The sequence below is a fragment of the Streptomyces sp. NBRC 110035 genome (assembly GCF_000829695.1).
Taxonomy (GTDB): Bacteria; Actinomycetota; Actinomycetes; order Streptomycetales; family Streptomycetaceae; genus Streptomyces.
On record NZ_BBNN01000055.1, the window covers coordinates 17,629 to 39,588 of the forward strand.

Consider the following 21,960-nt stretch of genomic DNA (forward strand, 5'->3'; position numbering starts at 1 on the left):
TTGCGGGCAGGGGGCGGGGCGGTCGGTTGTCGCGGCGGCCGTTCAGCCGTCGCCGTCGGCGCGTTGCCGTTGCAGCGGGCGGGGGCAGGTGACGGCGCTCGCCCGGGAGAGGAGGACGTGCATGCGTTCGGTGAGCTGGCCGAGGTCGTCGGCGGGCCGGTGGAACGGGAGCCGTACGTCGCCGCCCGCGCGGACGCGTTCGATGCGCAGCGTGAGCCCATGGCGGTCGACGGCGAGCGGCTGGACGCGGACCACGCCGTGCAGGCCGTCCGGGTCGACCAGGCGGGTCAGCCGCTCGACCGCGTCGCCGTGGCAGTCGGCGAGGTGGGTCAGCAGCCGGGCCTCGGCCGTGGCCAGCGGGTCGGGTCGCGCCGCGGCGAACTCGCCCGGATCGACGACGACGGCTCCGGACTCCCGTCGCAGTACCACCCGGGTGGGAGAAAAGGCGAGGTGGCCGTCCTCGACGGCGAACCAGCCGGCGAGCCACAACCGGGCACGCACCCTCTTGCGCACCGGGACGGGTGCGACGTCCGCGAACTCCAGTACGGCGGACGGCTCGCCGCGGGGGGCACAGACCGCGGCGGTGAGCAGCGCGCCGTCCTCGGGCACGTGCAGCAGGATGCGGCCGTCGTCGGTCACGCTGTGCGCGCCGAACAGCTCCTCGCGCGAGCCTTCCGCGGTCACCGCGCAGGACCATGCGGTGGCGAGCACGGAGCGGGCCCGCTCCGCCGCGCCGGGTTCGGCCGTCCAGCCGTGCGTGTCGTCACCCATCCTCGAACCTCCTATTAGGTAAGCCTTGCCTAACTTATCGAAGATCGAGGCGCACGCCAAGCGGATCGCGCGATCCCGGTGCGACCTTCGCACGGCCTTCGCGCGGCCTTCGCACGGCCTTCGCGCGGCCTTCGCGCGGCCTTCGCGCGGCCTGCAGAGGACGACAAGAGCCGGCTCACCCTGATTCACGCGATCACCCCGGAGACCCACAGGGCGACTTACCGGACAGAACTCCCTCCAGCGGCGCGGGGAGCCGGCGACCGGAGCCCGCCGACGAGGTCGTCCACGCGAATTCCGCAGGAGGCGGCCCTCCACCAGGAGGATCAGATCGGGACCAAGACCGAGGAACCTGCTCTTATCGCTCTTTCGGGACGCGAGCACGCCGAGCAGGGCGTGTGCGCACAGGTCGCGCACCTGCTCCCGGCTCGGTTCGCAGTCGCGCAGCCACTCCAGGCAGACCGCGATGGTGAAGGCCAGCCAGCCGCGCACGGCGAGGCGGGCGTCGGGCCGTCGTCCGAGCACCGGACCGAACTCGGGGTCCCCCGCGAGCGCCGTCAGGATCTGCTGCTCCTGCGCGGCCAGAGCCCGCCGATGGACCCCACGCACCCCCCATCGGCCGGCAGTTCGCGCCGCACGAGGCGACGCTGGTGCTCGGGCTCCTGCTGCGCCACTACGCACTGCGGCCCGATCCGGCCTACCGGCTGCGCGTGACCGAACGTCTCACCCTGATGCCGGAAGGGCTGCGGCTCCGCCCTGAGCGCCGGACGACGGCGGCACCGGCCGGGCCGGGGGCGCCCGGGGCGTCGTACCCCCGGGCGCCGGCGGCATCCGCTGCCCGGCCGGGGCAGCCGTGTCGTGCGACCCGTCGGTCCGGTACCGGACTCCCGCCGCCCCGCACGCGGCGCGCGGGACGTCCCGGTACGCCGGAGCAGCCGGGGACGGCCAAGTCCCCCCGGCCCGCCAGGACATCCGACGTGCCCGCGCCGACCGGTGCCCCGCCGACCCGGTGTCAGGCTGTCGCCGTCCAGTGCGCGGGGCGGGTGACCGACCCCGGCAGCGTGGTGCCGGCGCTTCCCCGGGCCGCGTTCAGCTGTGGCTGCGTGAGGAAGAACGCCCCGGTGAGATCGGCGTCCGTGAGGTCGGTGTCGCGCAGGTCGGCGCCGATCAGGTCCGCGCCCCGCAGATCGGCGCCGGTGAGGTCGGCGGCGATGAGGTAGGCGCCGCGCAGACTCACTCCGCGCAGGTCGGCCCCCTTGAGGCGGGCGCCCATCAGATCGGCGCCCCGGCGGTCCTTGCGGCGCCCGCGCACCCCGGACCGGGCCAGTTCGCTGGCCCTCAGCAGCAGCACGTTGACGTCCTGCCGGTGCGCACCCACGTCCAGCTCCGCCAGCTCCTGCGGAGTCCCCCGGGTGAGCCGCTCCGTCGTCTCCAGCGCACGGCGCAGGTCCGCGTGCAGGGGGCGGGCCGCGGGCAGGGTGAGCGCCTCGGTCAGGTACCACAGCAGTTCGTGCAGCTGCCGGACGACCGGGAAGACGTCGACCATGCGGCGGGCCCGCTCCGGTGGACCGGTGCGCCAGTCCTCTCCGCCGAAGGTGACCTGCGCGACCTTCTGCCCGGCGCCGAAGCAGTCGTACACCGTGCAGCCGCTGAACCCCTCCTGCCGCAACCGCGCGTGGATGCCGCAGCGGTGGTCCTCGCGCAGGTTCGGGCAGGGGCTGCCGGCCTGCTTGTCCACCGCGAAGGCGGCGGAGGCGGTGAACGGCAGGGTGACGCAGCACAGCCCGAAACACCGTGCGCAGTCACCGCGCAGCTCGGTAGGTCCGGTCCTCGGTTCCGACATGCGGTTCAGCATACGGAACGCGGGGCGGGTGCCCGCCCCGCGTTCGGGGAGTGCTTCCCGCCGGACCGTACCGTCGTCGTCAACGGGGGAACAGCTCGAAGGCGACCGCGGGCCGGTCACCGAACCGCCTGCCCGTCTCCTGGGCCTTGCCCGTCAGGAAACCGCGCACGTACTCCTCGGGGTCCTGGTCGGTCAGGGCCTCGATGTAGGCGCGGTGTTCCAGCAGCGAGAGCACCGCCCTGTCCAGGCCGTCCGTCGCGTCCACGGCGTGGGTGGGGGTGTCGGAACCCGCCACCGCGACCCAGCGCACCCCGTTCCAGGGTTCGAGGCCCTGTTCGGTCAGTTCCGGGAAGATCCAGCGGTTGCCGGCGTCGCCGGCCGCGTCGAGCACCGCGCGTCCGACGGCCACGTGGTCCGGGGTGTTCCAGAAGGTACCGCCCCAGGTGTCCCGGTGGTTCAGGGTGATCACCAGCTCGGGGCGGTGGCGGCGGACGGCGGCGGCGATGTCCCGGCGCAGAGCGGTGCCGTACTCGATGACGCCGTCCCGGTGGTCCAGGAACTCCACCGTGGACACACCGACCACGGCCGCGCTCGCCCGTTGCTCCCGCTCCCGGAGCGGGCCGCACCCGGCGGGCGCCAGGGTGTCGATGCCCGCCTCGCCACGGGTCGCCAGCACATAGGCGACCTCGCGGCCGGCGTCGGTCCAGGACGCGATCGCCGCGGAACAGCCGTACTCCAGGTCGTCGGGGTGGGCGACCACGGCCAGCGCGCGCTGCCAGTCGTCGGGCATGGGGGCAAGTTGAGTGGGTGTCACCTCGGTCATGCCCGCAGACTAGCCCCCACCACCGGCAGCGCACCGGGAATCCCGCGGCACACCCGGCGCACGGACCGTGCGGGGTGTGCCGGGCGTGCGGGCTCAGACCTCGTCGCGGGCCATTCCCAGCAGCCGGTCCAGTACCCGGGGGCCGCCCGCGCGGATGCCGTCGTGCTCGAACTCGTCGGTGACCCAGGTGCGCAGGCCGCGGATCGCCCGCGCGGTGCGCAGCGAGTGGGCCGTGTCGACGTACATGTCGTCGTGGTAGACGGCTGCCACGGCCGGGACCTCGTTGGCAGCGAGGCGGGCCGGGTCGTACAGGGGGGTCCAGTCGGTACGGTCGGCGAGCAGTTCGGCGGTCTCGCGCAGCGGGCGCAGGGCGGGGTCGCAGTCGAACATCCAGGGGTGCACGGACTCCCCGGTGAACAGCAGCGGCCCGTTGCCCGCGAGGGCCCTCGCCGCGTCGAACCGCGGGAACTCGGCCCGGACCCGTTCGGCCGACCAGGCGGTGGGCCGGGCGTCCTGGCCGTAGATCGGCTCGTGGACGAGTGCGTACAGGGGGTGGCCCGCGTACGAGAGCAGGCTCTGCGCCTGCTCCTGGAACGCGTCGGAGAGCGCCGGGCCCGCCGGGGTGGGGACGAAGGCGTCCTCCAGGAGGTGGTGCAGCTGGTGGCTGCCGTCGCCGCTGCCCAGCATGCGGCCCAGGGACTGGAACGCCTCGGCGGTGAGCCGGTAGCCGTTCGGGAGGACGACCTCGTGGTCGAGGAGGTGCTCGGCGATGCGACGGGCGCGTTCGACGTCCTGCGGATAGCGGGCGTAGTGGGCGGCGACCTTGCGCTCGATGCGCGGGTAGGCCGCCCGGTAGACGTCGTCGGCGTGGGCGTCCAGGGAAGGCAGGCCACCGGTGATCACGGCGGTCTCGAGGCCCTCGGGTGCCGTGGAGAGGTAGGCGACGGTGCAGAATCCACCGAAGCTCTGGCCGAGGACGGTCCAGGGGGCGCCGCCGGTGACCTGGGGGCGGATCGCCTCACAGTCGCGGACGATCGAGTCGGAGCGGAAGCGGGCGAGGTAGTCCGCTTGCTCGGCGGGGCCGCCGCGCAGCGGGAGCGTCTGCCGGTTGGCGGGGGTGGAGCTGCCGGTGCCGCGCTGGTCGAGCAGCAGGACGCGGTACTCCTTCAGGGCCCGGCCGAGCCAGGACGGCTTCCCGACGAATCGGTTCGCCCCGAATCCGGGGCCGCCCTGGAGGTACAGCAGCCACGGCAGGTCATGGCCCGCCCGGTCGCCGGCGACGACCTCACGTGCGTACAGCTCGACCGTCTCCCCCGAGGGCACGTCGTGGTCGAGGGGGACGGTGAAGCGGCGGTCGGTGAGGACGACGCCGGGCTGGCGGTAGCTGACGGTCAACGGGGCTCCCGGGGCGAACGGACGGACGGACCGCGGCCCAGTCCAGCACACGGCCGTCCGGCTGTCGGCGTCGGGGCCACGACATGCGTACAGGACCCGCGGGTCAGCGCGCCGACAGGCTGGAGCGCCGGACGACGAGTTCCGGGCGCAGCACGACCCTGCGGTGTTCGTGGGGTGCGGCCGCGGCCTGGGTCTGCGTCTCCTCGATCAGCAGTTCCGCCGCCAGCGCGCCCATGGTGACGGCGGGCTGGCGTACGGAGGTGAGGGGGACGGCCGCGGCGGCGGCGAACTCGATGTCGTCGTAGCCCACGATCGCCAGATCGTCCGGGACACCGACCCCGGCCGCGTACATCGCCTGGAGCACTCCGAGGGCGAGCAGGTCGTTGGCGCAGAAGACGGCGGTGGGGCGGTCGGCGAGCCCGAGCAGCCGCGCGCCCGCGTCCCGCCCGGCGGCGACGTCGAGCCGCTCGGTGGGCAGTTCGCGCAGGGCCTGTGGGCCGAGTCCGGCCTCGGCGAGAGCGTTCAGCGCGCCGGTGCGCCGGTCCCTGACCTGGTTCAGGCCGGGCGGCCCGCTGACGTAGGCGATGGACCGGTGACCCGCGTCGACGAGGTGCCGCACGGCCAGCGCGCCACCGGCGACGTCGTCCACGGAGACCGAGCACTCGGTGGTGCCCTCCGCGACCCGGTCGACCAGGACGAAGGGGATGCCGTGCCGGCGGAAGGCCTCGATGTTGCGGCCGGTGGCGTCGGCCGGGGTGAGCAGCACGCCCCGTACCCGCTGCTCGGCGAAGAGGGAGAGGTAGTCGGCCTCCTCGCCGGCGTTCTGTGCGCTGTTGCAGACCATCACGCCGAGGCCGGCCGCCCGCGCGGCGCGTTCGGCACCGCGCGCCACGTCGACGAAGAACGGGTTGCCCATGTCGAGGACGAGCAGGCCCATGATCCGGCTGCGGCCCGCGCGCAGCTGCCGTGCGGACTCGCTGCGGACGTAGCCGAGCCGGTCTATGGCGGACAGCACCCTGGTCCGGGTCTCGGCGGCGACCGTGTCCGGGCGGTTGATCACGTTGGAGACCGTGCCGACGGAGACTCCGGCGACGCGGGCGACGTCCTTGATACCCACCGACTGGGCCATCGGGCAGGGACCTCCGAGGAGACGAGGGTGAAAGGCGAGGGGGCGGCCGGTGGTCGTTCACATTACCGGCCCGGCCGCCCCGCGATCGGCGGTGGGCGGGATGTGTGGACGGGGCCGGTCGGGGGTCAGATGGGCAGCCGGAAGTCGGTGACGTGGAGTGCCGACGGGGTGGTGCCGCTGGAGCGCTCCTGGTACATGACCGAGAGCACGCCGTCCTGCGCCGGCCGGGTCTCGTCGATCAGGACCTCACCGAAGGCGTTCAGGCCTGCGCCGTCGTACAACAGGGTCCAGTCGGTGTGGTCCGAGGCCGCGGAGGCGCCGGCGATCCGGCCGTAGGGGAGGATCGCCGGCGTTGTCGTACCGGTCCAGGAGCAGCCGGGTGCGCTGGCTGGAGTTCGGGGGGACGGGGATCTCGGTCTTGCGCCAGGTGCCGGAGGCGGTGCGGCGGACGTGGAAGGCGCGGCCGTTCGCGGTGCGGTCGGCGACGTAGTCGGTGGTGCACTGGCCGAAGCGGCCGGGGACGTAGCTGATGATCGCGTGCGGCCGGCCGGCGGAGTCGGTGGACTGGCTCTCCTGGTTCATCAGGGAGTGATCCGGGTTCAGCGGGTCGACAACCAGGCCGGGGCCGGTGACCGAGACCCGATCGGCGGTGCCGGTGGTGGCGACGGCGGTGCCCGCGTCGTTGCGCCAGGTGCGGCCGCGGTCGTCGGAGTAGACGTAGCCGGTGTCGTGGTTGGTGATGCCGCCGGGGCTGCACACGACGGCTCCGTTCTGCTCCCGCCAGGTGAAGAAGGCGTGCAGGCGGCCTCTTCGGTCGTAGTCGATGCCGTGCAGGTACATGTTGCGGGCGGTGGAGGAGCCGTGCTCGCTGCGGTAGGTGCCGGTGGAGGCGGTCCACTCCCCCAGCACCGTCCAGCGGGTGCCGTCGTACTCGGCCAGCGCGTTGCGCCCGTTGCCCGAGACGCCGGCGCGGTAGCTGAGCTGGAGCCGGCCCTCGGGGGTGGAGACGAACTGCGGGTAGGTGAACTGCGGGGTGAGGGCGAGGCCGTCGAGCGTGGACTGCGGGGCGCCGAAACGGCTCGCGGTCCAGCTGGGACCGGAGGGGTCGTCCATGAGCCCGGCGGCGGACTTGACGTAGGTGAAGCCGTCGCTGTGGGAGTCCATGTGGAGGTGCAGGCGTCCGTCGGACCTCGAGACGCCCATGGAGATGACGTTGTGGGAGTCGTCGTAGCGGAGCGTGTGGCCGGTCCTGACGGTCTGCCAGGTGCTCGCGCCGAGGGTGCGGCGGCCGACGACGGCACTGCGGTCGGCGGTGTACCAGACGGCGTACTGGTGCCCCTTGTAGGTCAGCAGGCCGTTCTTCTGGAAGGAGTTGTTGTTGACCAGGCCGTCGTAGGACACGAAGTAGACGGCCCGGGCGTCGGGGGTGGTGCGGCCGGCCGGGGTGACCGACGGGCCGGGGGCGGCGGGCCCGCCGAGGGCGGGTCCGGTCACCGTGCCGAGTACGGCTCCGGCCAGCAGGGTGCGTCGTCTCATCTCGGGGCTCCTCGGGTGGGGTCCGTGGTCAGGCGAGGTGGAAGACTTCGGTGAGCGGTTTCATCGCCTCGTCCGGGCGGGCGCCGTCGAGGGTCCCGAAGAGGGGGGCCATCTCCGCCTGCCAGCGCGCGTTGACGTCGGTGGCCTCCATGGCGGAGCGGGCGGCCTCGAAGTCCGGGGTCTCGAGGTAGCCGACGAGCAGGCCGTCGTCGCGCAGGAAGAGGGAGTAGTTGTGCCAGCCGGTGGCCGAGAGCGCCTCGCGCATCTCGGGCCACACGGCGGCGTGGCGTTCGCGGTACTCGGCGATCCGGTCCTGGCGGACCTTGAGCAGGAAACAGACGCGCTGCATGAAGTACCGCTCCTCAGATACGAGTTGATGAGACTACGAGCTGACGGAAGATCAGAAGTCGAACTGGTCGATGTTCCCGGCGTTGAAGACGGTGGGCTTGCCGAGGTTGATCACGCCGTCCTTGCCGATGGTGTACTCGCCCATCGCGCCGGCTTCGAAGGTCTCGCCCTCCTTGCCGGTGATCTGGCCGGAGGACAGGGCGACGGCGGTGCGCGCGGCGAGTTCGCCGAGCTTGGCCGGGTCCCACAGCTCGAACGCCTCGACGGTGCCGTTCTTGACGTACTTGCGCATGTCGTTGGGGGTGCCGAGGCCGGTCAGCCTGACCTTGCCCTTGTACTTGGAGCCGGACAGGTACTGGGCGGCCGCCTTGATGCCGACCGTGGTCGGAGAGATGATCCCCTTCAGGTTCGGGTACTCCTGGAGCAGGCCCTGGGTCTGCTGGAAGGACTGCTGGGCGTCGTCGTTGCCGTAGGCGACCTTGACCAGCTTGATGTCCTTGTACTTGGGGTCCTTCAGTTCGTCCTTCATGAACTCGATCCAGGCGTTCTGGTTCGTCGCGGTCTGTGCGGCGGACAGGATCGCGATCTCGCCCTTGTAGTCGATCTGTTCGGCGAGCAGTTGGACCTCGGTGCGGCCCAGGTCCTCGCCGCTGGCCTGCGAGACGAAGGCGTTGCGGCAGTCGGCCGTGGTGTCGGAGTCGTAGGTGACGACCTTGATGCCGTTCTTCATGGCCTGCTTGAGCGCCGTGCACAGCGCTCCGGGGTCCTGCGCGGAGACGGCCATGGCGTCGACCTGCTGCTGGGTGAGCGTGTTGACGTAGGAGACCTGGCCGGCGGTGTCGGTCGCGCTGGAGGGACCGACCTCCTTGTAGCTGGAGCCGAGTTCCTTCAGCGCCTTCTCGCCGCCCTTGTCGGCGCTGGTGAAGTAGGGGTTGTTGACCTGCTTGGGCAGGAAGCCGACGGTCAGGCCCTTCTTGGTGGGCGCGTCGGGGTCGGCCTTGTCGGCCGTGGCCGCCGGACCACCGCCCTCGTTCCTGACGTCGTCCTTGGTGGTGCCGCCGCAGGCGGTGGCGGCCAGGGCGAGGGAGGTGACGGCGGCCAGGGCCGCACAGGTCCGGCGGAGGGAGGACTTGCGCATGGTGGGTTCCTTACGGGCGGGAAGGGCGGGCGACGTGGACGGGCGAGGAGGATTCACGGAGCCGGGGCGGGTGCCTCGGGCACCGGTGGCGGTGCGGCCCTGCGCCCGGCGCGCGCGGCGGAGATCTGGCGTGCGACGCGCGGGCCGAGCACGGAGACGACGAGCAGGACGCCGGTGACGACGATCTGCGACTGGGCGGAGACGTTGACGAGGCTCATGACGTTCTGCAGCGCGCCGAGCAGGAAGACGCCCGCGATCGCGCCGCCGAGGGTGCCCTTGCCGCCGTCGAAGTCGATACCGCCGAGCAGTACGGCGGCGACGACGGAGAGTTCGAGGCCGGTGGCGTTGTCGTAGCGGGCGCTGGCGTAGTGCAGGGCCCAGAAGACTCCGGTGAGGGAGGCCATCAGGCCGGTCAGGGTGAACAGGATCAGCTTCTGCCGCCTGACCCGGATGCCGGCGAAGCGCGCGGCCTCCTCGCTGGCGCCGATCGCGAACAGCGAGCGTCCGAACGGGGTGGCGTGCAGCGCGACCACGGCGATCGCGAGCAGCACCAGGAACGGCAGCAGCGCGTACGGGACGAAGGTGTCGCCGATGCGTCCGGCGGCGAAGTCCAGGTACTGCGCGGGGAAGTCGGTCACCGCGTCGGAGCCGAGCACGATCTGCGCGATGCCCCGGTAGGCGGCGAGGGTGCCGATGGTGACGGCGAGGGAGGGCAGTCCGAGCCGGGTGACGAGCAGGCCGTTGACCAGGCCGCAGACGACGCCGATGAGCAGGCAGACCGGGATGATCGCCTCGATGGTCATGCCCTGGTTCCACAGGGCGCCCATGACCGCCCCGGACAGGCCGGCGGTGGAGGCGACGGAGAGGTCGATCTCGCCGGAGACCACGAGCAGCGTCATGGGCAGGGCGATCAGCGCGATCGGCAGGGTGTTGCCGATCAGGAAGGACAGGTTGAGGGCGTTGCCGAAGCCGTCGACGGTGGCGAAGGACAGCAGCAGGACCACGACGAGCAGGGCGCCCACGACCGTGTCCCACCGCACGGAGGGGGACCGGCGGACGGCACGCGCGCGAGCGGAGTCAGCCATGGCGGGCGTTCCTCTTCTTCAGGGCGGTGGCCACGCGCAGGGCGACGATCCGGTCGACCGCGATGGCGAGGATGAGCAGGATGCCGTTGATGGCGAGCACCCAGACGGAGCTGACGCCGAGGGCGGGCAGGACGCTGTTGACGGAGGTCAGCAGCAGCGCGCCGAGGGCGGCGCCGTAGACGCTGCCGGAGCCTCCGGTGAAGACCACGCCGCCGACCACGACGGCGCTGACGACGGTGAGTTCGTAGCCGGTGCCGGTGCCGGAGTCGACGTTGCCGAACCGGGCGAGGTACAGCGCGCCCGCAAGGCCGGCGAGGGCGCCGCAGAAGGTGTAGGCGGCGAGGATCCGCTTGCGTACGGGGATGCCGGCGAGCCGGGCGGCCTCGGGGTTGGAGCCGAGTGCGTACAGCTCGCGTCCGCTGCCGAAGTGCTTGAGGTAGTACGCCGTGGCCGCGAGCACCGCGAGGGCGATGAGCGCCAGGTAGGGCACGGCCGAGATGCCGCCGGAGCCGAAGTCGACGAATCCGGCGGGGAGGTCGGCGGCGGTGATCTGGCGGGAGCCGACCCAGATGGAGTCGATGCCGCGGATGATGTAGAGGGTGCCGAGGGTGACGACGAGCGCGGGCACCTGGCCGAGGCTGACGAGCAGTCCGTTGAGCAGTCCGAAGCCGATGCCCAGCAGCACCGCCAGCGCGACGGCGACGACCGGGTTCCCGCCGCCCTGGAGGTGGATCCCGGCGGCGAAGGCGGAGATGCCGAGCGTGGAACCGACGGACAGGTCGACGTTGCGGGTGATGACGACGAGGGCCTGGCCGGTGGCGACCAGGACCAGGATGGTCGCGTTCAGCAGCAGGTCCTTGACGCCCTGTTCGGACAGGAACTCGCTGTTGCCGGCCTGGGTGACCGCGATCATCACCAGGAAGACGAGCAGGATGGCGAGTTCGCGCACCGTGAACACGCGGTCGACCAGCCGGGTGCCGTCGGCCTTCGGCACCTCGGCGACGGGGGCTTCTTCGGGAGCGGCAACCGTCATGCGGCGGCCCTCCCCGTGGCTGCGGCCATCACGGTTTCCTCGGTGGCGTCGGTGCGGGGGATCTCGGCGGTGAGGCGGCCCTCGTGCATCACCAGCACGCGGTCGGCCATGCCGAGGATCTCGGGCAGGTCGGAGGAGATCATCAGCACCGCGACGCCGTCGGCGGCGAGCTGGGAGAGCAGCCGGTGCACCTCGGCCTTGGTGCCGACGTCGATGCCCCGGGTCGGCTCGTCCACGATGAGTACCCTGGGGCCGGTGGCGAGCCACTTGGCGAGGACGACCTTCTGCTGGTTGCCGCCGGAGAGCGTGTTGACGGTGTCGGCGATCCGGGCGTACTTGACGTGCAGCTTGACGGCCCAGTCCAGGGAGCGGCTGCGTTCCGCGCCGCGGTCCATCAGGCCGGCACGGACGGTCGTACGCAGTCCGGTCAGGCCGATGTTGCGCTCGATGGACATGTCCATCACCAACCCCTGGGCGCGCCGGTCCTCGGGGACCAGGGCGAGGCCCGCGGCCATGGCGGTGGACGGGGCGCCGTTGGTGAGCGCACGTCCGTCGATCTCGACCTCGCCGGCGTCCCAGCGGTCGATGCCGAACACGGCGCGGGCCACCTCGGTGCGTCCGGCGCCCACGAGCCCGGCGAGGCCGACGATCTCGCCGCGGCGCACGTCGAAGGAGACGTCGGTGAAGACACCCTCGCGGGTCAGCCGGCGCACGCTCAGGGCGGTCTCGCCCGGTGTCACGTCCTGCTTGGGGTAGAGCTCCTCGAGGTCGCGGCCGACCATGCGGCGGACCAGGTCGTCCTCGGTCATGCCGTCCAGCGGCTCGCTGGAGATCCAGGCGCCGTCGCGGAGCGTGGTGACCCTCTGGCAGATCTCGAAGATCTCCTCCAGCCGGTGGGAGATGAACAGCACCGCGGCGCCCTGTTCGCGCAGGGTGCGCACGACGCCGAAGAGGCGGGCGACCTCGCTGCCGGTGAGGGCGGCGGTCGGCTCGTCCATGACCAGGACGCGGGCGTCGAAGGAGAGCGCCTTGGCGATCTCGACGATCTGCTGGTCGGCGATGGACAGGCCGCGGGCCGGGCGGTCGGGGTCGAGTTCGACGCCGAGCCGCCGCATCAGGGCGGCGGTCGCGGTGCGGGTGGCCTTGTGGTCGATCCGGCCGAGGGCACGCCGGGGCTGGCGGCCCATGTAGATGTTCTCGGCGATCGACAGGTCGGGGAAGAGCGTGGGCTCCTGGTAGATCACGGCGATCCCGGCGTCGCGGGCGTCGCCGGGCCCGTGGAAGAGGACGGGCGCGCCGTCGAGCAGCACGTGGCCGGCGTCCGGCCGGTGCACTCCGGCGAGCGTCTTGATGAGGGTCGACTTGCCGGCCCCGTTCTCCCCGGCGAGGGCGTGCACCTCGCCGGGGAACAGGTCCAGGGAGACGTCCCGCAGGGCGCGGACCGCGCCGAAGGACTTGGAGATGTCCCTCAGCGCGAGAACCGGGGCCGAACCCGTGTCGGACGGGTGGGTCATGAGGGCTCCTCGACGACGTCCGGCGGGGCGGCCCTCGCGGCGCCGTGAAAGGTTTCAACTGGATTGCCGGGACGTTAGGCGCGCGGCGCATGTCACGTCAATGGGTCCCGGTCGAAAAACTTTCGACAGCTTCAGGTCACACCCTGGTCACGGAGGACGGTCCCGGCCGAAGGGGTTGACACCCCTTCGAGGGCGCCATAACTTCCCCTTCTGAATCGTTTCACTCAACCTTTCAGGCAGCCGTTTTATTCAGTGGTCGATACGACCCGATGTCACAGGAGCCCTGACGTGACCGAGCTCGCCGCGGCGAAGGCCGCTCTCAAGACACAGGCCGTCGAGACGCCGTCGTGGGCGTACGGCAACTCGGGGACCCGCTTCAAGGTGTTCGCGCAGCAGGGTGTGCCCCGCACCCCGCAGGAGAAGCTGGACGACGCGGCCCAGGTGCACGCGTTCACGGGGGCCGCGCCCTCCGTCGCGCTGCACATCCCGTGGGACAAGGTCGACGACTACACCGCGCTGGCCAGGCACGCCGAGGACCGCGGTGTGCGGCTCGGCACGATCAATTCCAACACCTTCCAGGACGACGCCTACCGGCTCGGCAGCGTCTGCCACCCCGACGCGGCGGTCCGGCGCAAGGCCGTGGACCATCTCCTCGAATGCGTCGACATCATGGACGCGACCGGTTCGACGGACCTGAAGCTGTGGTTCGCCGACGGGACGAACTATCCCGGCCAGGACGACATCCGCGCCCGCCAGGACCGGCTCGCCGAAGCACTCGCCGAGGTGTACGAGCGGCTCGGCGAGGGCCAGCGGATGCTGCTGGAGTACAAGTTCTTCGAGCCGGCGTTCTACACGACGGACGTGCCGGACTGGGGCACCGCGTACGCGCACTGCCTGAAGCTCGGGCCGCAGGCCCAGGTCGTCGTCGACACGGGCCACCACGCGCCGGGCACCAACATCGAGTTCATCGTCGCGACGCTGCTGCGCGAGGAGCGGCTCGGCGGGTTCGACTTCAACTCGCGCTTCTACGCCGACGACGACCTGATGGTGGGCTCCGCCGACCCCTTCCAGCTGTTCCGGATCATGCACGAGGTCGTGCGCGGGGGCGGGTTCACCTCCGGGACCGCGTTCATGCTCGACCAGTGCCACAACATCGAGGCGAAGATCCCGGCGATCATCCGGTCCGTGATGAACGTGCAGGAGGCCACGGCGAAGGCGCTGCTCGTCGATGCGGGGGCGCTGGCCGCTGCGCAGGCCTCCGGCGACGTGCTGGGTGCCAACGCCGTGCTGATGGACGCGTACAACACGGATGTGCGGCCGTTGCTGCGTGAGGTGCGGGAAGAGACGGGGCTGGACCCCGACCCCATCGAGGCGTACCGGCGATCCGGGTGGGCCGAAAGAATTGTCGCGGAGCGGGTGGGCGGGGAGCAGGCGGGATGGGGGGCGTAGAGCCTCTGCCTGGTCCTGTGCGCCGCGGGCTGCCGGCTCCTCGTGGCTGATCGCGCAGTTCCCCGCGCCCCTGTGCGCGTTTCCCCACACCTCTCGGATTCAGACAAGGAATGACGTTCATGTCGAACCATCCCCGGGCCGACGCCCTCCTCGCCCGTTCCCACCGGCTCGGTGCCGATCCCCGGAACACCAACTACGCCGGCGGGAACACCTCCGCCAAGGGCACCGCCACCGACCCCGTGACCGGGGGTGATGTGGAGCTGATGTGGGTCAAGGGATCCGGTGGGGATCTCGGGACGCTGACCGGGGCGGGGCTCGCCGTGCTGCGGCTGGACCGGCTGCGGGCGCTGGCCGACGTCTACCCGGGCGTCGAACGCGAGGACGAGATGGTCGCCGCGTTCGACTACTGCCTGCACGGCAGGGGCGGTGCGGCCCCCTCGATCGACACCGCGATGCACGGACTGGTGAAGGCCCCGCACGTCGACCATCTGCACCCCGACTCCGGGATCGCGCTCGCCTGTGCGGCCGACGGGGAGAAGCTGACCGCCGAGTGCTTCGGCGACACCGTCGTGTGGGTGCCGTGGCGTCGGCCCGGTTTCCAGCTCGGCCTGGACATCGCCGCGGTGAAGGAGGCCAACCCGCAGGCCGTCGGCTGTGTCCTGGGCGGGCACGGGATCACCGCGTGGGGCGACACCTCCGAGGAGTGCGAGCGCAACTCGCTGCACATCATCCGCACCGCCGAGCGGTTCCTCGCCGAGCGGGGCAGGACGGAGCCGTTCGGGCCGGTGCTCGACGGGTACGAGCCGCTGCCCGAGGCCGGGCGCCGGGAGCGTGCGGCGGCTCTCGCGCCGTACGTGCGGGCCGTCGCCTCCCAGGACCGGGCGCAGGTCGGGCACTTCGACGACTCCGAAGCCGTCCTGGACTTCCTGTCCCGGGCCGAGCACCCGCGGCTGGCCGCGCTCGGCACCTCCTGCCCGGACCACTTCCTGCGCACCAAGGTCCGGCCGCTCGTCCTCGACCTGCCGCCGGCGGCCCCCGTGGACGAGGCCGTGGCCCGGCTGAAGGAACTGCACGCCGCCTACCGCGAGGAGTACGCCGCCTACTACGCGGCCCACGCCGTGCCCGACTCCCCCGCCATGCGCGGCGCCGACCCGGCGATCGTGCTGGTTCCCGGCGTGGGCATGTTCAGCTTCGGCAAGGACAAGCAGACCGCCCGGGTGGCCGGCGAGTTCTACCTCAACGCGGTCAACGTGATGCGCGGGGCGGAGGCGGTCTCGACGTACGCGCCGATCGAGGAGTCGGAGAAGTTCCGCATCGAGTACTGGGCCCTGGAGGAGGCGAAGCTCCGGCGGATGCCGGAGCCGAAGCCGCTCGCCACCCGGGTGGCGCTGGTGACCGGTGGCGGCAGCGGGATCGGGAAGGCGATCGCGCGGCGGCTGGCGGCGGAGGGCGCGTGTGTCGTCGTGGCGGACCTGAACGGGGACGACGCGGCCGCGGTCGCCGAGGAACTGGGCGGGCCGGACAAGGCTGTCGCCGTGACCGTGGACGTGACGTCGGAGGAGCAGATCACGGAGGCGATGCGGGCCGCGGTGCTCGCGTTCGGCGGGGTCGACCTGGTGGTGAACAACGCCGGGATCTCCCTGTCCAAGCCGCTGCTCGAGACGTCCGCGAAGGACTGGGACCTCCAGCACGACATCATGGCCCGCGGTTCCTTCCTCGTCTCCCGCGAGGCGGCCCGGGTGATGATCGCGCAGCAACTGGGCGGCGACATCGTCTACATCGCCTCCAAGAACGCGGTGTTCGCCGGTCCGAACAACATCGCCTACTCGGCCACCAAGGCCGACCAGGCCCATCAGGTGCGGCTTCTCGCAGCCGAGTTGGGTGAGCACGGCATCCGGGTCAACGGCGTCAACCCGGACGGCGTGGTGCGCGGCTCGGGCATCTTCGCGGGCGGGTGGGGGGCCAAGCGGGCGGCGGTGTACGGGGTCCCCGAGGAAAAGCTGGGCGAGTTCTACGCGCAGCGCACGCTGCTGAAGCGGGAGGTGCTGCCCGAGCATGTCGCAGCCGCCGTTTTCGCGCTGACCGGCGGTGACCTCACCCACACCACGGGCCTGCACGTCCCGGTCGACGCCGGCGTCGCCGCCGCGTTCCTGCGATGAGCGCGCAGGTGCGGCCGTACGCGGCGGTCGATCTCGGCGCCTCCAGCGGGCGTGTCATGGTCGGCCGCGTCGGCCCCGACACCCTGGAGCTGACCGAGGTCCACCGCTTTTCGAACCGGCCCGTGCGGGTGCCCGAGGGGCTGCGCTGGGACGTCCTCGGGCTGTACGCCGGAGTGCTGGAGGGGTTGCGGGCGGCGGGCGGCGGGCTCGCGTCCGTCGGCATCGACAGCTGGGCCGTGGACTACGGCCTGCTGGACGCGGACGGTGCGCTGCTGGGCAACCCGGTGCACTACCGCGACCCCCGCACGGAGGGGATCGCGGAGGAGGTGTGGGCGGCCCTGCCGGCCGGGGAGCTGTACGCGGCGACCGGTCTGCAGTACGCGCCGTTCAACACCCTCTACCAGCTGACGGCGGCCCGCTCCACCGCCCAACTCGCGCAGGCCCGACGCCTGCTGCTGATCCCGGACCTGCTGACGTACTGGCTCACCGGTACGCAGGGCACGGAGCTGACCAACGCCTCGACCACGCAGCTGATCGACCCGCGCACCCGCGGCTGGTCCCACCCGGTCGCACAGCGCCTGGGCATCGATCTCTCCCTCTTCGCGCCGCTGCGCCGGCCCGGCGATCCCGCCGGGGAGTTGCGGCCCGAGGTGCTGGAGGAGACCGGGCTGGCCGGGCCCGTGCCGGTGACGGCGGTCGGCTCGCACGACACGGCGTCCGCGGTGGCCGCCGTGCCCGCCACCGGTGAGCGGTTCGCGTACATCTGCACCGGCACCTGGTCGCTGGCCGGTCTCGAGCTGGACGCCCCGGTGCTGACCGAGGAGAGCCGCGCCGCCAACTTCACCAACGAGCTGGGGCTGGACGGCACGGTCCGGTACCTGCGCAACATCATGGGCCTGTGGCTGCTCCAGGAGTGCGTACGGGCCTGGGGCGAGCCGGACGCTCTGGGGTCGCTGCTGCGGGAGGCGGCCGGGGTGCCCGCGCTGCGGTCGGTGGTGGACGCCGGGGACGCGGTGTTCCTGGCACCGGGACGGATGCCGGAGCGGATCGCCGAGGCCTGCCGGCTCTCGGGCCAGCCGGTGCCCGGCTCCCCCGCCGAGATCACCCGCTGCATCCTCGACTCGCTCGCGCTCGCGCACCGCAGGGCCGTCGAGGACGCCCAGCGGCTCGCCGGGCGGTCGGTCGACGTGGTGCACATCGTGGGCGGCGGCACCCGCAACGCCCTGCTGTGCCAGCTGACCGCGGACGCCTGCGGGCTGCCGGTGGTGGCCGGCCCGACCGAGGCGGCCGCGCTGGGCAACGTCCTCGTGCAGGCCCGTGCGCACGGGCCGGCCGGCGACCTGGCCGGGATGCGGCGCCTGCTCACCCGTACCCAGTCGCCGACCCGGTACGAACCGCGCGGCGGCACGCGGCGGTGGAAGGCCGCGCAGGCCCGGCTCGCCCGGGGCTGACCCGAGCTCTCCCCCGGGCCGTGTCCGCGCACTACCCTGCATCCACTCGATGATCGATCCAGAAGGAGCCGCGATGCGTGTCGCCCTGTTCCTGACCTGCGTCAACGACACGCTCTATCCGGACACCGGGCGCGCCGTGGTGAAGCTGCTGACCAGACTCGGTGTCGAGGTCGACTTCCCGATGGCGCAGACCTGTTGCGGCCAGGCACACTACAACACCGGGTACCGGCACGAGGCCGAGCCGCTGGCGCGGCACTTCTGCGAGGTCTTCGGGGACTACGAGGCGATCGTGACGCCGTCCGGCTCCTGCGGGGCGATGGTGCGGGAGCTGTATCCGCGGATGGGCGAGCGGGCCCGCGCCCAGGGGCGCGGAGACGCCCTCGCGGCCGCCCTGGCACCGGTGGTGCCGAAGACGTACGAACTCACCGAGTTCCTGGTGGACGTGCTCGGGGTGACGGATGTCGGCGCGTACTACCCGCACACGGTGACCTACCATCCCACCTGTCACGGGCTGCGCTCGCTGGGGCTCGGCGACCGGCCCCGGCGGCTCCTGGAGGCAGTGGAAGGGCTGGAGCTGGTGGAACTGCCGGGGGCCGAGGAGTGCTGCGGCTTCGGCGGCACGTTCGCGCTGAAGAACTCCGACGTCTCCGCGGCGATGGGTGCCGACAAGGTGCGCAGCGCCGAGTCGACCGGCGCGGAGGTGCTGTGCGCGGCGGACAACTCCTGTCTGATGCACATCGGGGGGACGATGACCCGGCTGCGGACCGGCATGCGGCCGGTGCACATCGCGGAGATCCTGGCGGGCACAAAGGAGGAACCGGCGGCATGAGCGGCACGTTCGTAGGGATGCCGGCCTTCCCGAAGGCCGCGCGCGAGGCGGTGCACGACAAGACCCTGCGGGGCAATCTGCGACACGCCACGCACACCATCCGCGCCAAGCGCGCCCATGCCGTCGCGGAGGTCTCCGACTGGGCGGCGCTGCGCGAGGCCGGCAAGCGGATCAAGGACCACACCCTGCGCCACCTCGACGACTACCTGGTGAAGGCCGAGGGGGCGGTCACGGCGGCGGGCGGCACCGTGCACTGGGCGGCCGACGCCGACGAGGCCAACGCGATCGTGACCCGCCTGGTGCAGGAGACCGGCGAGCGCGAGGTCGTCAAGGTCAAGTCGATGGCCACCCAGGAGATCGGGCTCAACGAGGCCCTCGAGGCGGCGGGCATCCGCGCCTACGAGACCGATCTGGCCGAGCTGATCGTGCAGTTGGGCCGGGACCGTCCCTCGCACATCCTGGTCCCCGCGATCCACCGCAACCGCGGGGAGATCCGGGACGTCTTCGCCCGCGAGATGAGCGGCTGGGGCCGCCCGGCGCCCGAGGGTCTCACCGATACGCCCGCCGAACTGGCCGAGGCCGCGCGGCTGCACCTGCGGGAGAAGTTCCTGCGGGCCAAGGTGGGCGTCTCCGGGGCCAACTTCGTGGTCGCCGAGACCGGCACGCTGGTGGTGGTGGAGTCCGAGGGCAACGGACGGATGTGCCTGACCCTGCCCGAGACGCTGATCTCGGTCGTCGGCATCGAGAAGATCGTGCCGACCTGGCGGGACCTCGAGGTGTTCCTGCAGACGCTCCCGCGCTCCTCGACCGCCGAGCGGATGAACCCGTACACGTCCACCTGGACCGGCACCACCGACGCGGACGGCCCGCGCGCCTTCCATCTGGTCCTGCTGGACAACGGCCGCACCGACGCCCTCGCCGACGAGGTGGGCCGGCAGGCGCTGCGGTGCATCCGCTGCTCGGCCTGCCTCAACGTCTGCCCGGTCTACGAGCGGGCCGGCGGCCACGCCTACGGCTCGGTCTACCCGGGCCCGATCGGAGCCGTCCTCAGCCCTCAGCTGCGGGGCACGGCAAGCGAGATCGACGCGTCCCTGCCGTACGCCTCGTCGCTGTGCGGGGCCTGCTACGAGGTGTGCCCGGTCGCCATCGACATCCCCGAGGTGCTGGTCCACCTGCGGGAACGGATCGTGGAGGGCGGCCAGGTGGTCCGGGGCGGCAACAAGGTGGTGCTGCAGCCCGCGAAGGGCCACGCCGCCGAGCGCGCCGCGATGCGCGCGGCCCGCTGGGCGTTCTCGCACCCGGGCGCGCTGCGCACCGGCCAGCGCCTCGCCTCCCGCACCCGGCGCCTGCACCCGCGCACCCTGCCGGGCCCCGGCCGCGCGTGGAGCGGGACCCGGGATCTTCCCGCAGTGCCGGCGGAGCCCTTCCGCGACTGGTGGCAGCGCACACGCGGCGCCGGGGGTCCCCCCTCGTCGGACGCGGCCGGGACCCCGGTGAAGGACGAGGGCAGGACCAAGGGCGAGGACGGTGACCGGTGAGCAGCAGGGAACGGATCCTGGGCCGGGTGCGGCGCGCCCTCGCCGACGTCCCGCGCGCCGACGCCAGGCCGTACGAGGAGGCCGTCCCGCGCGATTACCTGCGCGAGCACGGTGACCGCACCCCGGCCCGGACGCTGGATCTCCTCGCCGAGAACCTCGCCGACTACCGGGCGGTCGTCCACCGCACCGGCGCCGGCGGGCTGGCCGAGGTCGTCGCCGGGCTCCTGGCCGCACGCGGCTCGTCGTCGGTGCTCGTACCGCCGGGTCTTGACGAGAGCTGGCTCGCCCGGACCGGGGTGAGGCGGGTCGCGGACCGGGCGGAGAGCACCCCGCAGGAGCTGGACCGGGTCGACAGCGTGGTCACCGCCTGCGCGGTCGCCGTCGCCGAGACCGGCACGATCGTCCTGGACGGCTCCCCCGACCAGGGCCGGCGCCGGATCACCCTCGTCCCGGACCACCACATCTGCGTCGTCCGCGCCGCCCAGGTCGTCGCCTCCGTCCCGTACGCCCTCGAGCGTCTCGACCCGGCCCGCCCTCTCACCTGGATCTCCGGCCCGTCGGCGACGAGCGACATCGAACTCGACCGGGTGGAGGGCGTGCACGGCCCGCGCACCCTGGAGGTCGTCCTGGTCCGCTGATCCAGCGGCCTCCGCACGGGTCGGTCCCCCCGCAGTCGCCGTGGGTCACCACCGCCCGGCACGCTCGTCTCGTGGGAGGGCCGGGTGCAGGGACCCGCAGCGTTGTTCACACGGCTGACCGGTGGCCGGCCTTCGAGTGCGGTGGGCCGGCGGGGGTGGCTGCGGATGTGCAGGAAGTCCGCCAGGGCTTCGGTGGGTGCGGTGTTGCCGGCGCAGGACCGCCCGGAAGCCCTCGTACCGGGCGTGCCCGGTACGAGGGCTTCCGGGCGGTGCGGCGGGAGTGCGTGCCACACGTCGCGCGGCAGGCTCCGCTCGCGTGGCAGACCCTAGCCGGCGGCCTTCGCATAGCTCTGGGCCATGGCGCCCGCGAAGTCGTACACCACGGCCTGTTCCTCGCCGACGACCCAGGCGTCGTGGCCGGGTGTGCAGACGAAGACGTCGCCGGGGCCGACCTCGCTCTCGGCGCCGTCGTCCATGCGGATGTGCAGCCGGCCCTGGACGACGTAGCCGTTGTGGTGGATTCGGCAGCTCGGGGTTCCGGCGAGGGGTCCGACGGATTCGGACCAGCGCCACCCGGGCTCGAAGACGGCCACGGCGAAGTCCAGCCCGGTCATGTGGACGGCTTCGAGGTGTCCCCTGGGGAAGTCCCGCCGCTCGTCCGGCTTGTCCAGTGTCTTGATCTCCAGCATGTCCCTGCTCCCTTCCGGCCGTCGCTCTGCGCGGCCGGGGCCGGTGTCCGTCCGTCCGCGACAGCACCGGCGGGGCGGTCCTGGCCCCACCCCTCCATCGTCCGTCCGTCAGGACGGGCACGCCATTCGGGTGACGGGTCCGGTACCGGTGCGCTCAGGGACCACCCGGCGGTCGTACGTGTCCGATTCGTCCAAGAGGACGGAGACGGGTGTCCCGCTGCCGTCGCTGTCATGAGGAGCACCGGCAGGAAGTCGCGCCACCTCGGCGTCTTCGTCGACCGCACCGCCGACGACGTCCACGGCGAACGCGCACCAGGTCGAGACGGACTCCAGCCGCCACGGCGCCCGGCAGGCGGGCGCTCCCGCGCCGGCCAGGACGCCGAGGACCCGCAGGCGGCGGTCGCCGGAGAGCAGCAGGGCACCGACGGTGGCCACCGGGTGGCCCACGGCCGGCAGCGCGGAGCATCCGGACGCCGGCGGCACGGAGGCGGACGGCGGACGCGACAGCGGGCCCTCCCGTTACTGACTTCAGCTCGTCGGGGTGAATCTTTGCGAAGCCCGTGGTGGGTGTGAGTGGGCGGCTGTATCCGTGGGG

Annotated in this window: 18 protein-coding genes and 3 pseudogenes; 7 read left to right on the top strand and 14 right to left on the bottom strand. The window is 72.4% G+C overall.

Features of this window, described 5'->3' with window-relative positions; all coding sequences use genetic code 11:
* Positions 1 to 42: 42 nt before the first annotated feature.
* Entirely contained in the window at positions 43 to 771 is a 729-nt protein-coding gene (locus TU30_RS30825; protein ID WP_042176454.1) for a DUF2470 domain-containing protein, read from the bottom strand.
* 611 nt (positions 772 to 1,382) lie between these two features.
* On the opposite strand from TU30_RS30825, the pseudogene TU30_RS37820 reads away from it, so the two are divergent.
* A pseudogene (locus TU30_RS37820) lies at positions 1,383 to 1,610 on the top strand (cytochrome P450); the annotation flags it as partial.
* Positions 1,611 to 1,780: 170 nt separating this feature from the next.
* Here TU30_RS37820 and TU30_RS30830 read toward each other — a convergent pair.
* The 10 genes and pseudogenes from TU30_RS30830 to TU30_RS30875 form a co-directional block, all read right to left on the bottom strand.
* Complete coding sequence (locus TU30_RS30830; protein ID WP_176726327.1) at positions 1,781 to 2,623, bottom strand: pentapeptide repeat-containing protein; 843 nt, start codon at positions 2,621 to 2,623, stop codon at positions 1,781 to 1,783.
* Positions 2,624 to 2,690: 67 nt separating this feature from the next.
* The gene (locus tag TU30_RS30835) at positions 2,691 to 3,434 is read right to left on the bottom strand and encodes a PIG-L deacetylase family protein (RefSeq protein ID WP_042176455.1); all 744 of its coding nucleotides are present in this window, start codon (positions 3,432 to 3,434) and stop codon (positions 2,691 to 2,693) included.
* 93 nt (positions 3,435 to 3,527) lie between these two features.
* Positions 3,528 to 4,829, bottom strand: a complete 1,302-nt coding sequence (locus tag TU30_RS30840) for an alpha/beta fold hydrolase (RefSeq protein ID WP_042176457.1) — start codon at positions 4,827 to 4,829, stop codon at positions 3,528 to 3,530.
* Between the two features lie 103 nt (positions 4,830 to 4,932).
* Positions 4,933 to 5,958, bottom strand: a complete 1,026-nt coding sequence (locus tag TU30_RS30845; protein ID WP_042176459.1) for a LacI family DNA-binding transcriptional regulator — start codon at positions 5,956 to 5,958, stop codon at positions 4,933 to 4,935.
* Positions 5,959 to 6,083: 125 nt separating this feature from the next.
* Positions 6,084 to 7,494, bottom strand: a pseudogene (locus TU30_RS30850) (BNR repeat-containing protein).
* A 28-nt stretch (positions 7,495 to 7,522) separates the two neighbouring features.
* The gene (locus tag TU30_RS30855) at positions 7,523 to 7,843 is read right to left on the bottom strand and encodes an L-rhamnose mutarotase (protein ID WP_042176461.1); all 321 of its coding nucleotides are present in this window, start codon (positions 7,841 to 7,843) and stop codon (positions 7,523 to 7,525) included.
* A 51-nt stretch (positions 7,844 to 7,894) separates the two neighbouring features.
* Positions 7,895 to 8,980: a rhamnose ABC transporter substrate-binding protein gene (rhaS, locus tag TU30_RS30860; protein WP_042176464.1), complete on the bottom strand. Its 1,086-nt coding sequence runs from the start codon at positions 8,978 to 8,980 to the stop codon at positions 7,895 to 7,897.
* A gap of 53 nt (positions 8,981 to 9,033) precedes the next feature.
* The gene (locus TU30_RS30865; RefSeq protein ID WP_042176466.1) at positions 9,034 to 10,065 is read right to left on the bottom strand and encodes an ABC transporter permease; all 1,032 of its coding nucleotides are present in this window, start codon (positions 10,063 to 10,065) and stop codon (positions 9,034 to 9,036) included.
* Positions 10,058 to 11,098, bottom strand: coding sequence for an ABC transporter permease (locus tag TU30_RS30870; protein ID WP_042176468.1), 1,041 nt, complete (start codon positions 11,096 to 11,098; stop codon positions 10,058 to 10,060). Before TU30_RS30870 ends, TU30_RS30865 begins: the two co-directional genes overlap by 8 nt.
* Positions 11,095 to 12,612 carry a sugar ABC transporter ATP-binding protein gene (locus tag TU30_RS30875; RefSeq protein ID WP_042176470.1) on the bottom strand — a complete coding sequence of 506 codons (1,518 nt, stop codon included), beginning with the start codon at positions 12,610 to 12,612 and terminating at the stop codon, positions 11,095 to 11,097. Before TU30_RS30875 ends, TU30_RS30870 begins: the two co-directional genes overlap by 4 nt.
* A 288-nt stretch (positions 12,613 to 12,900) precedes the next feature.
* Between TU30_RS30875 and rhaI the strand changes: the two genes are divergently transcribed.
* From rhaI to TU30_RS30905, 6 genes are all read left to right on the top strand, one after another.
* The gene (gene rhaI / locus TU30_RS30880; protein ID WP_042176472.1) at positions 12,901 to 14,061 is read left to right on the top strand and encodes an L-rhamnose isomerase; all 1,161 of its coding nucleotides are present in this window, start codon (positions 12,901 to 12,903) and stop codon (positions 14,059 to 14,061) included.
* Positions 14,062 to 14,180: 119 nt separating this feature from the next.
* Positions 14,181 to 16,220: a bifunctional rhamnulose-1-phosphate aldolase/short-chain dehydrogenase gene (locus TU30_RS30885; RefSeq protein WP_042176473.1), complete on the top strand. Its 2,040-nt coding sequence runs from the start codon at positions 14,181 to 14,183 to the stop codon at positions 16,218 to 16,220.
* Complete coding sequence (locus TU30_RS30890; protein ID WP_042176475.1) at positions 16,217 to 17,671, top strand: rhamnulokinase family protein; 1,455 nt, start codon at positions 16,217 to 16,219, stop codon at positions 17,669 to 17,671. The genes TU30_RS30885 and TU30_RS30890 overlap by 4 nt, the downstream gene beginning before the upstream one ends.
* Before the next feature lie 73 nt (positions 17,672 to 17,744).
* Positions 17,745 to 18,500, top strand: coding sequence for a (Fe-S)-binding protein (locus TU30_RS30895; protein WP_042176477.1), 756 nt, complete (start codon positions 17,745 to 17,747; stop codon positions 18,498 to 18,500).
* The gene (locus TU30_RS30900; protein WP_078878680.1) at positions 18,497 to 20,038 is read left to right on the top strand and encodes a LutB/LldF family L-lactate oxidation iron-sulfur protein; all 1,542 of its coding nucleotides are present in this window, start codon (positions 18,497 to 18,499) and stop codon (positions 20,036 to 20,038) included. Before TU30_RS30895 ends, TU30_RS30900 begins: the two co-directional genes overlap by 4 nt.
* On the top strand, positions 20,035 to 20,676 hold the full coding sequence (locus tag TU30_RS30905) for an LUD domain-containing protein (protein WP_042176479.1): 642 nt from the start codon (positions 20,035 to 20,037) through the stop codon (positions 20,674 to 20,676). The genes TU30_RS30900 and TU30_RS30905 overlap by 4 nt, the downstream gene beginning before the upstream one ends.
* A 92-nt stretch (positions 20,677 to 20,768) precedes the next feature.
* Here the strand turns inward: TU30_RS30905 and TU30_RS37825 are convergent.
* From TU30_RS37825 to TU30_RS30915, 3 genes and pseudogenes are all read right to left on the bottom strand, one after another.
* A pseudogene (locus TU30_RS37825) lies at positions 20,769 to 20,897 on the bottom strand (IS481 family transposase); the annotation flags it as partial.
* Positions 20,898 to 21,002: 105 nt separating this feature from the next.
* Positions 21,003 to 21,365 carry a cupin domain-containing protein gene (locus TU30_RS30910; protein ID WP_042176481.1) on the bottom strand — a complete coding sequence of 121 codons (363 nt, stop codon included), beginning with the start codon at positions 21,363 to 21,365 and terminating at the stop codon, positions 21,003 to 21,005.
* A gap of 108 nt (positions 21,366 to 21,473) precedes the next feature.
* Complete coding sequence (locus TU30_RS30915) at positions 21,474 to 21,812, bottom strand: DUF6629 family protein (protein WP_078878682.1); 339 nt, start codon at positions 21,810 to 21,812, stop codon at positions 21,474 to 21,476.
* Between the last annotated feature and the right edge of the window lie 148 nt (positions 21,813 to 21,960).

What these genes read in the sequence shown, in the direction of transcription:
- TU30_RS30845 (WP_042176459.1), bottom strand. Translation starts at nt 5,958, where the DNA reads ATGGCCCAGTCGGTGGGTATCAAGGACGTCGCCCGCGTCGCCGGAGTC.
- TU30_RS30890 (WP_042176475.1), top strand. Translation starts at nt 16,217, where the DNA reads ATGAGCGCGCAGGTGCGGCCGTACGCGGCGGTCGATCTCGGCGCCTCC.
- TU30_RS30825 (WP_042176454.1), bottom strand. Translation starts at nt 771, where the DNA reads ATGGGTGACGACACGCACGGCTGGACGGCCGAACCCGGCGCGGCGGAG.
- TU30_RS30870 (WP_042176468.1), bottom strand. Translation starts at nt 11,098, where the DNA reads ATGACGGTTGCCGCTCCCGAAGAAGCCCCCGTCGCCGAGGTGCCGAAG.
- TU30_RS30910 (WP_042176481.1), bottom strand. Translation starts at nt 21,365, where the DNA reads ATGCTGGAGATCAAGACACTGGACAAGCCGGACGAGCGGCGGGACTTC.
- TU30_RS30855 (WP_042176461.1), bottom strand. Translation starts at nt 7,843, where the DNA reads ATGCAGCGCGTCTGTTTCCTGCTCAAGGTCCGCCAGGACCGGATCGCC.
- TU30_RS30900 (WP_078878680.1), top strand. Translation starts at nt 18,497, where the DNA reads ATGAGCGGCACGTTCGTAGGGATGCCGGCCTTCCCGAAGGCCGCGCGC.
- TU30_RS30865 (WP_042176466.1), bottom strand. Translation starts at nt 10,065, where the DNA reads ATGGCTGACTCCGCTCGCGCGCGTGCCGTCCGCCGGTCCCCCTCCGTG.
- TU30_RS30885 (WP_042176473.1), top strand. Translation starts at nt 14,181, where the DNA reads ATGTCGAACCATCCCCGGGCCGACGCCCTCCTCGCCCGTTCCCACCGG.
- TU30_RS30830 (WP_176726327.1), bottom strand. Translation starts at nt 2,623, where the DNA reads ATGCTGAACCGCATGTCGGAACCGAGGACCGGACCTACCGAGCTGCGC.
- TU30_RS30835 (WP_042176455.1), bottom strand. Translation starts at nt 3,434, where the DNA reads ATGACCGAGGTGACACCCACTCAACTTGCCCCCATGCCCGACGACTGG.
- TU30_RS30875 (WP_042176470.1), bottom strand. Translation starts at nt 12,612, where the DNA reads ATGACCCACCCGTCCGACACGGGTTCGGCCCCGGTTCTCGCGCTGAGG.
- rhaS (WP_042176464.1), bottom strand. Translation starts at nt 8,980, where the DNA reads ATGCGCAAGTCCTCCCTCCGCCGGACCTGTGCGGCCCTGGCCGCCGTC.
- TU30_RS30895 (WP_042176477.1), top strand. Translation starts at nt 17,745, where the DNA reads ATGCGTGTCGCCCTGTTCCTGACCTGCGTCAACGACACGCTCTATCCG.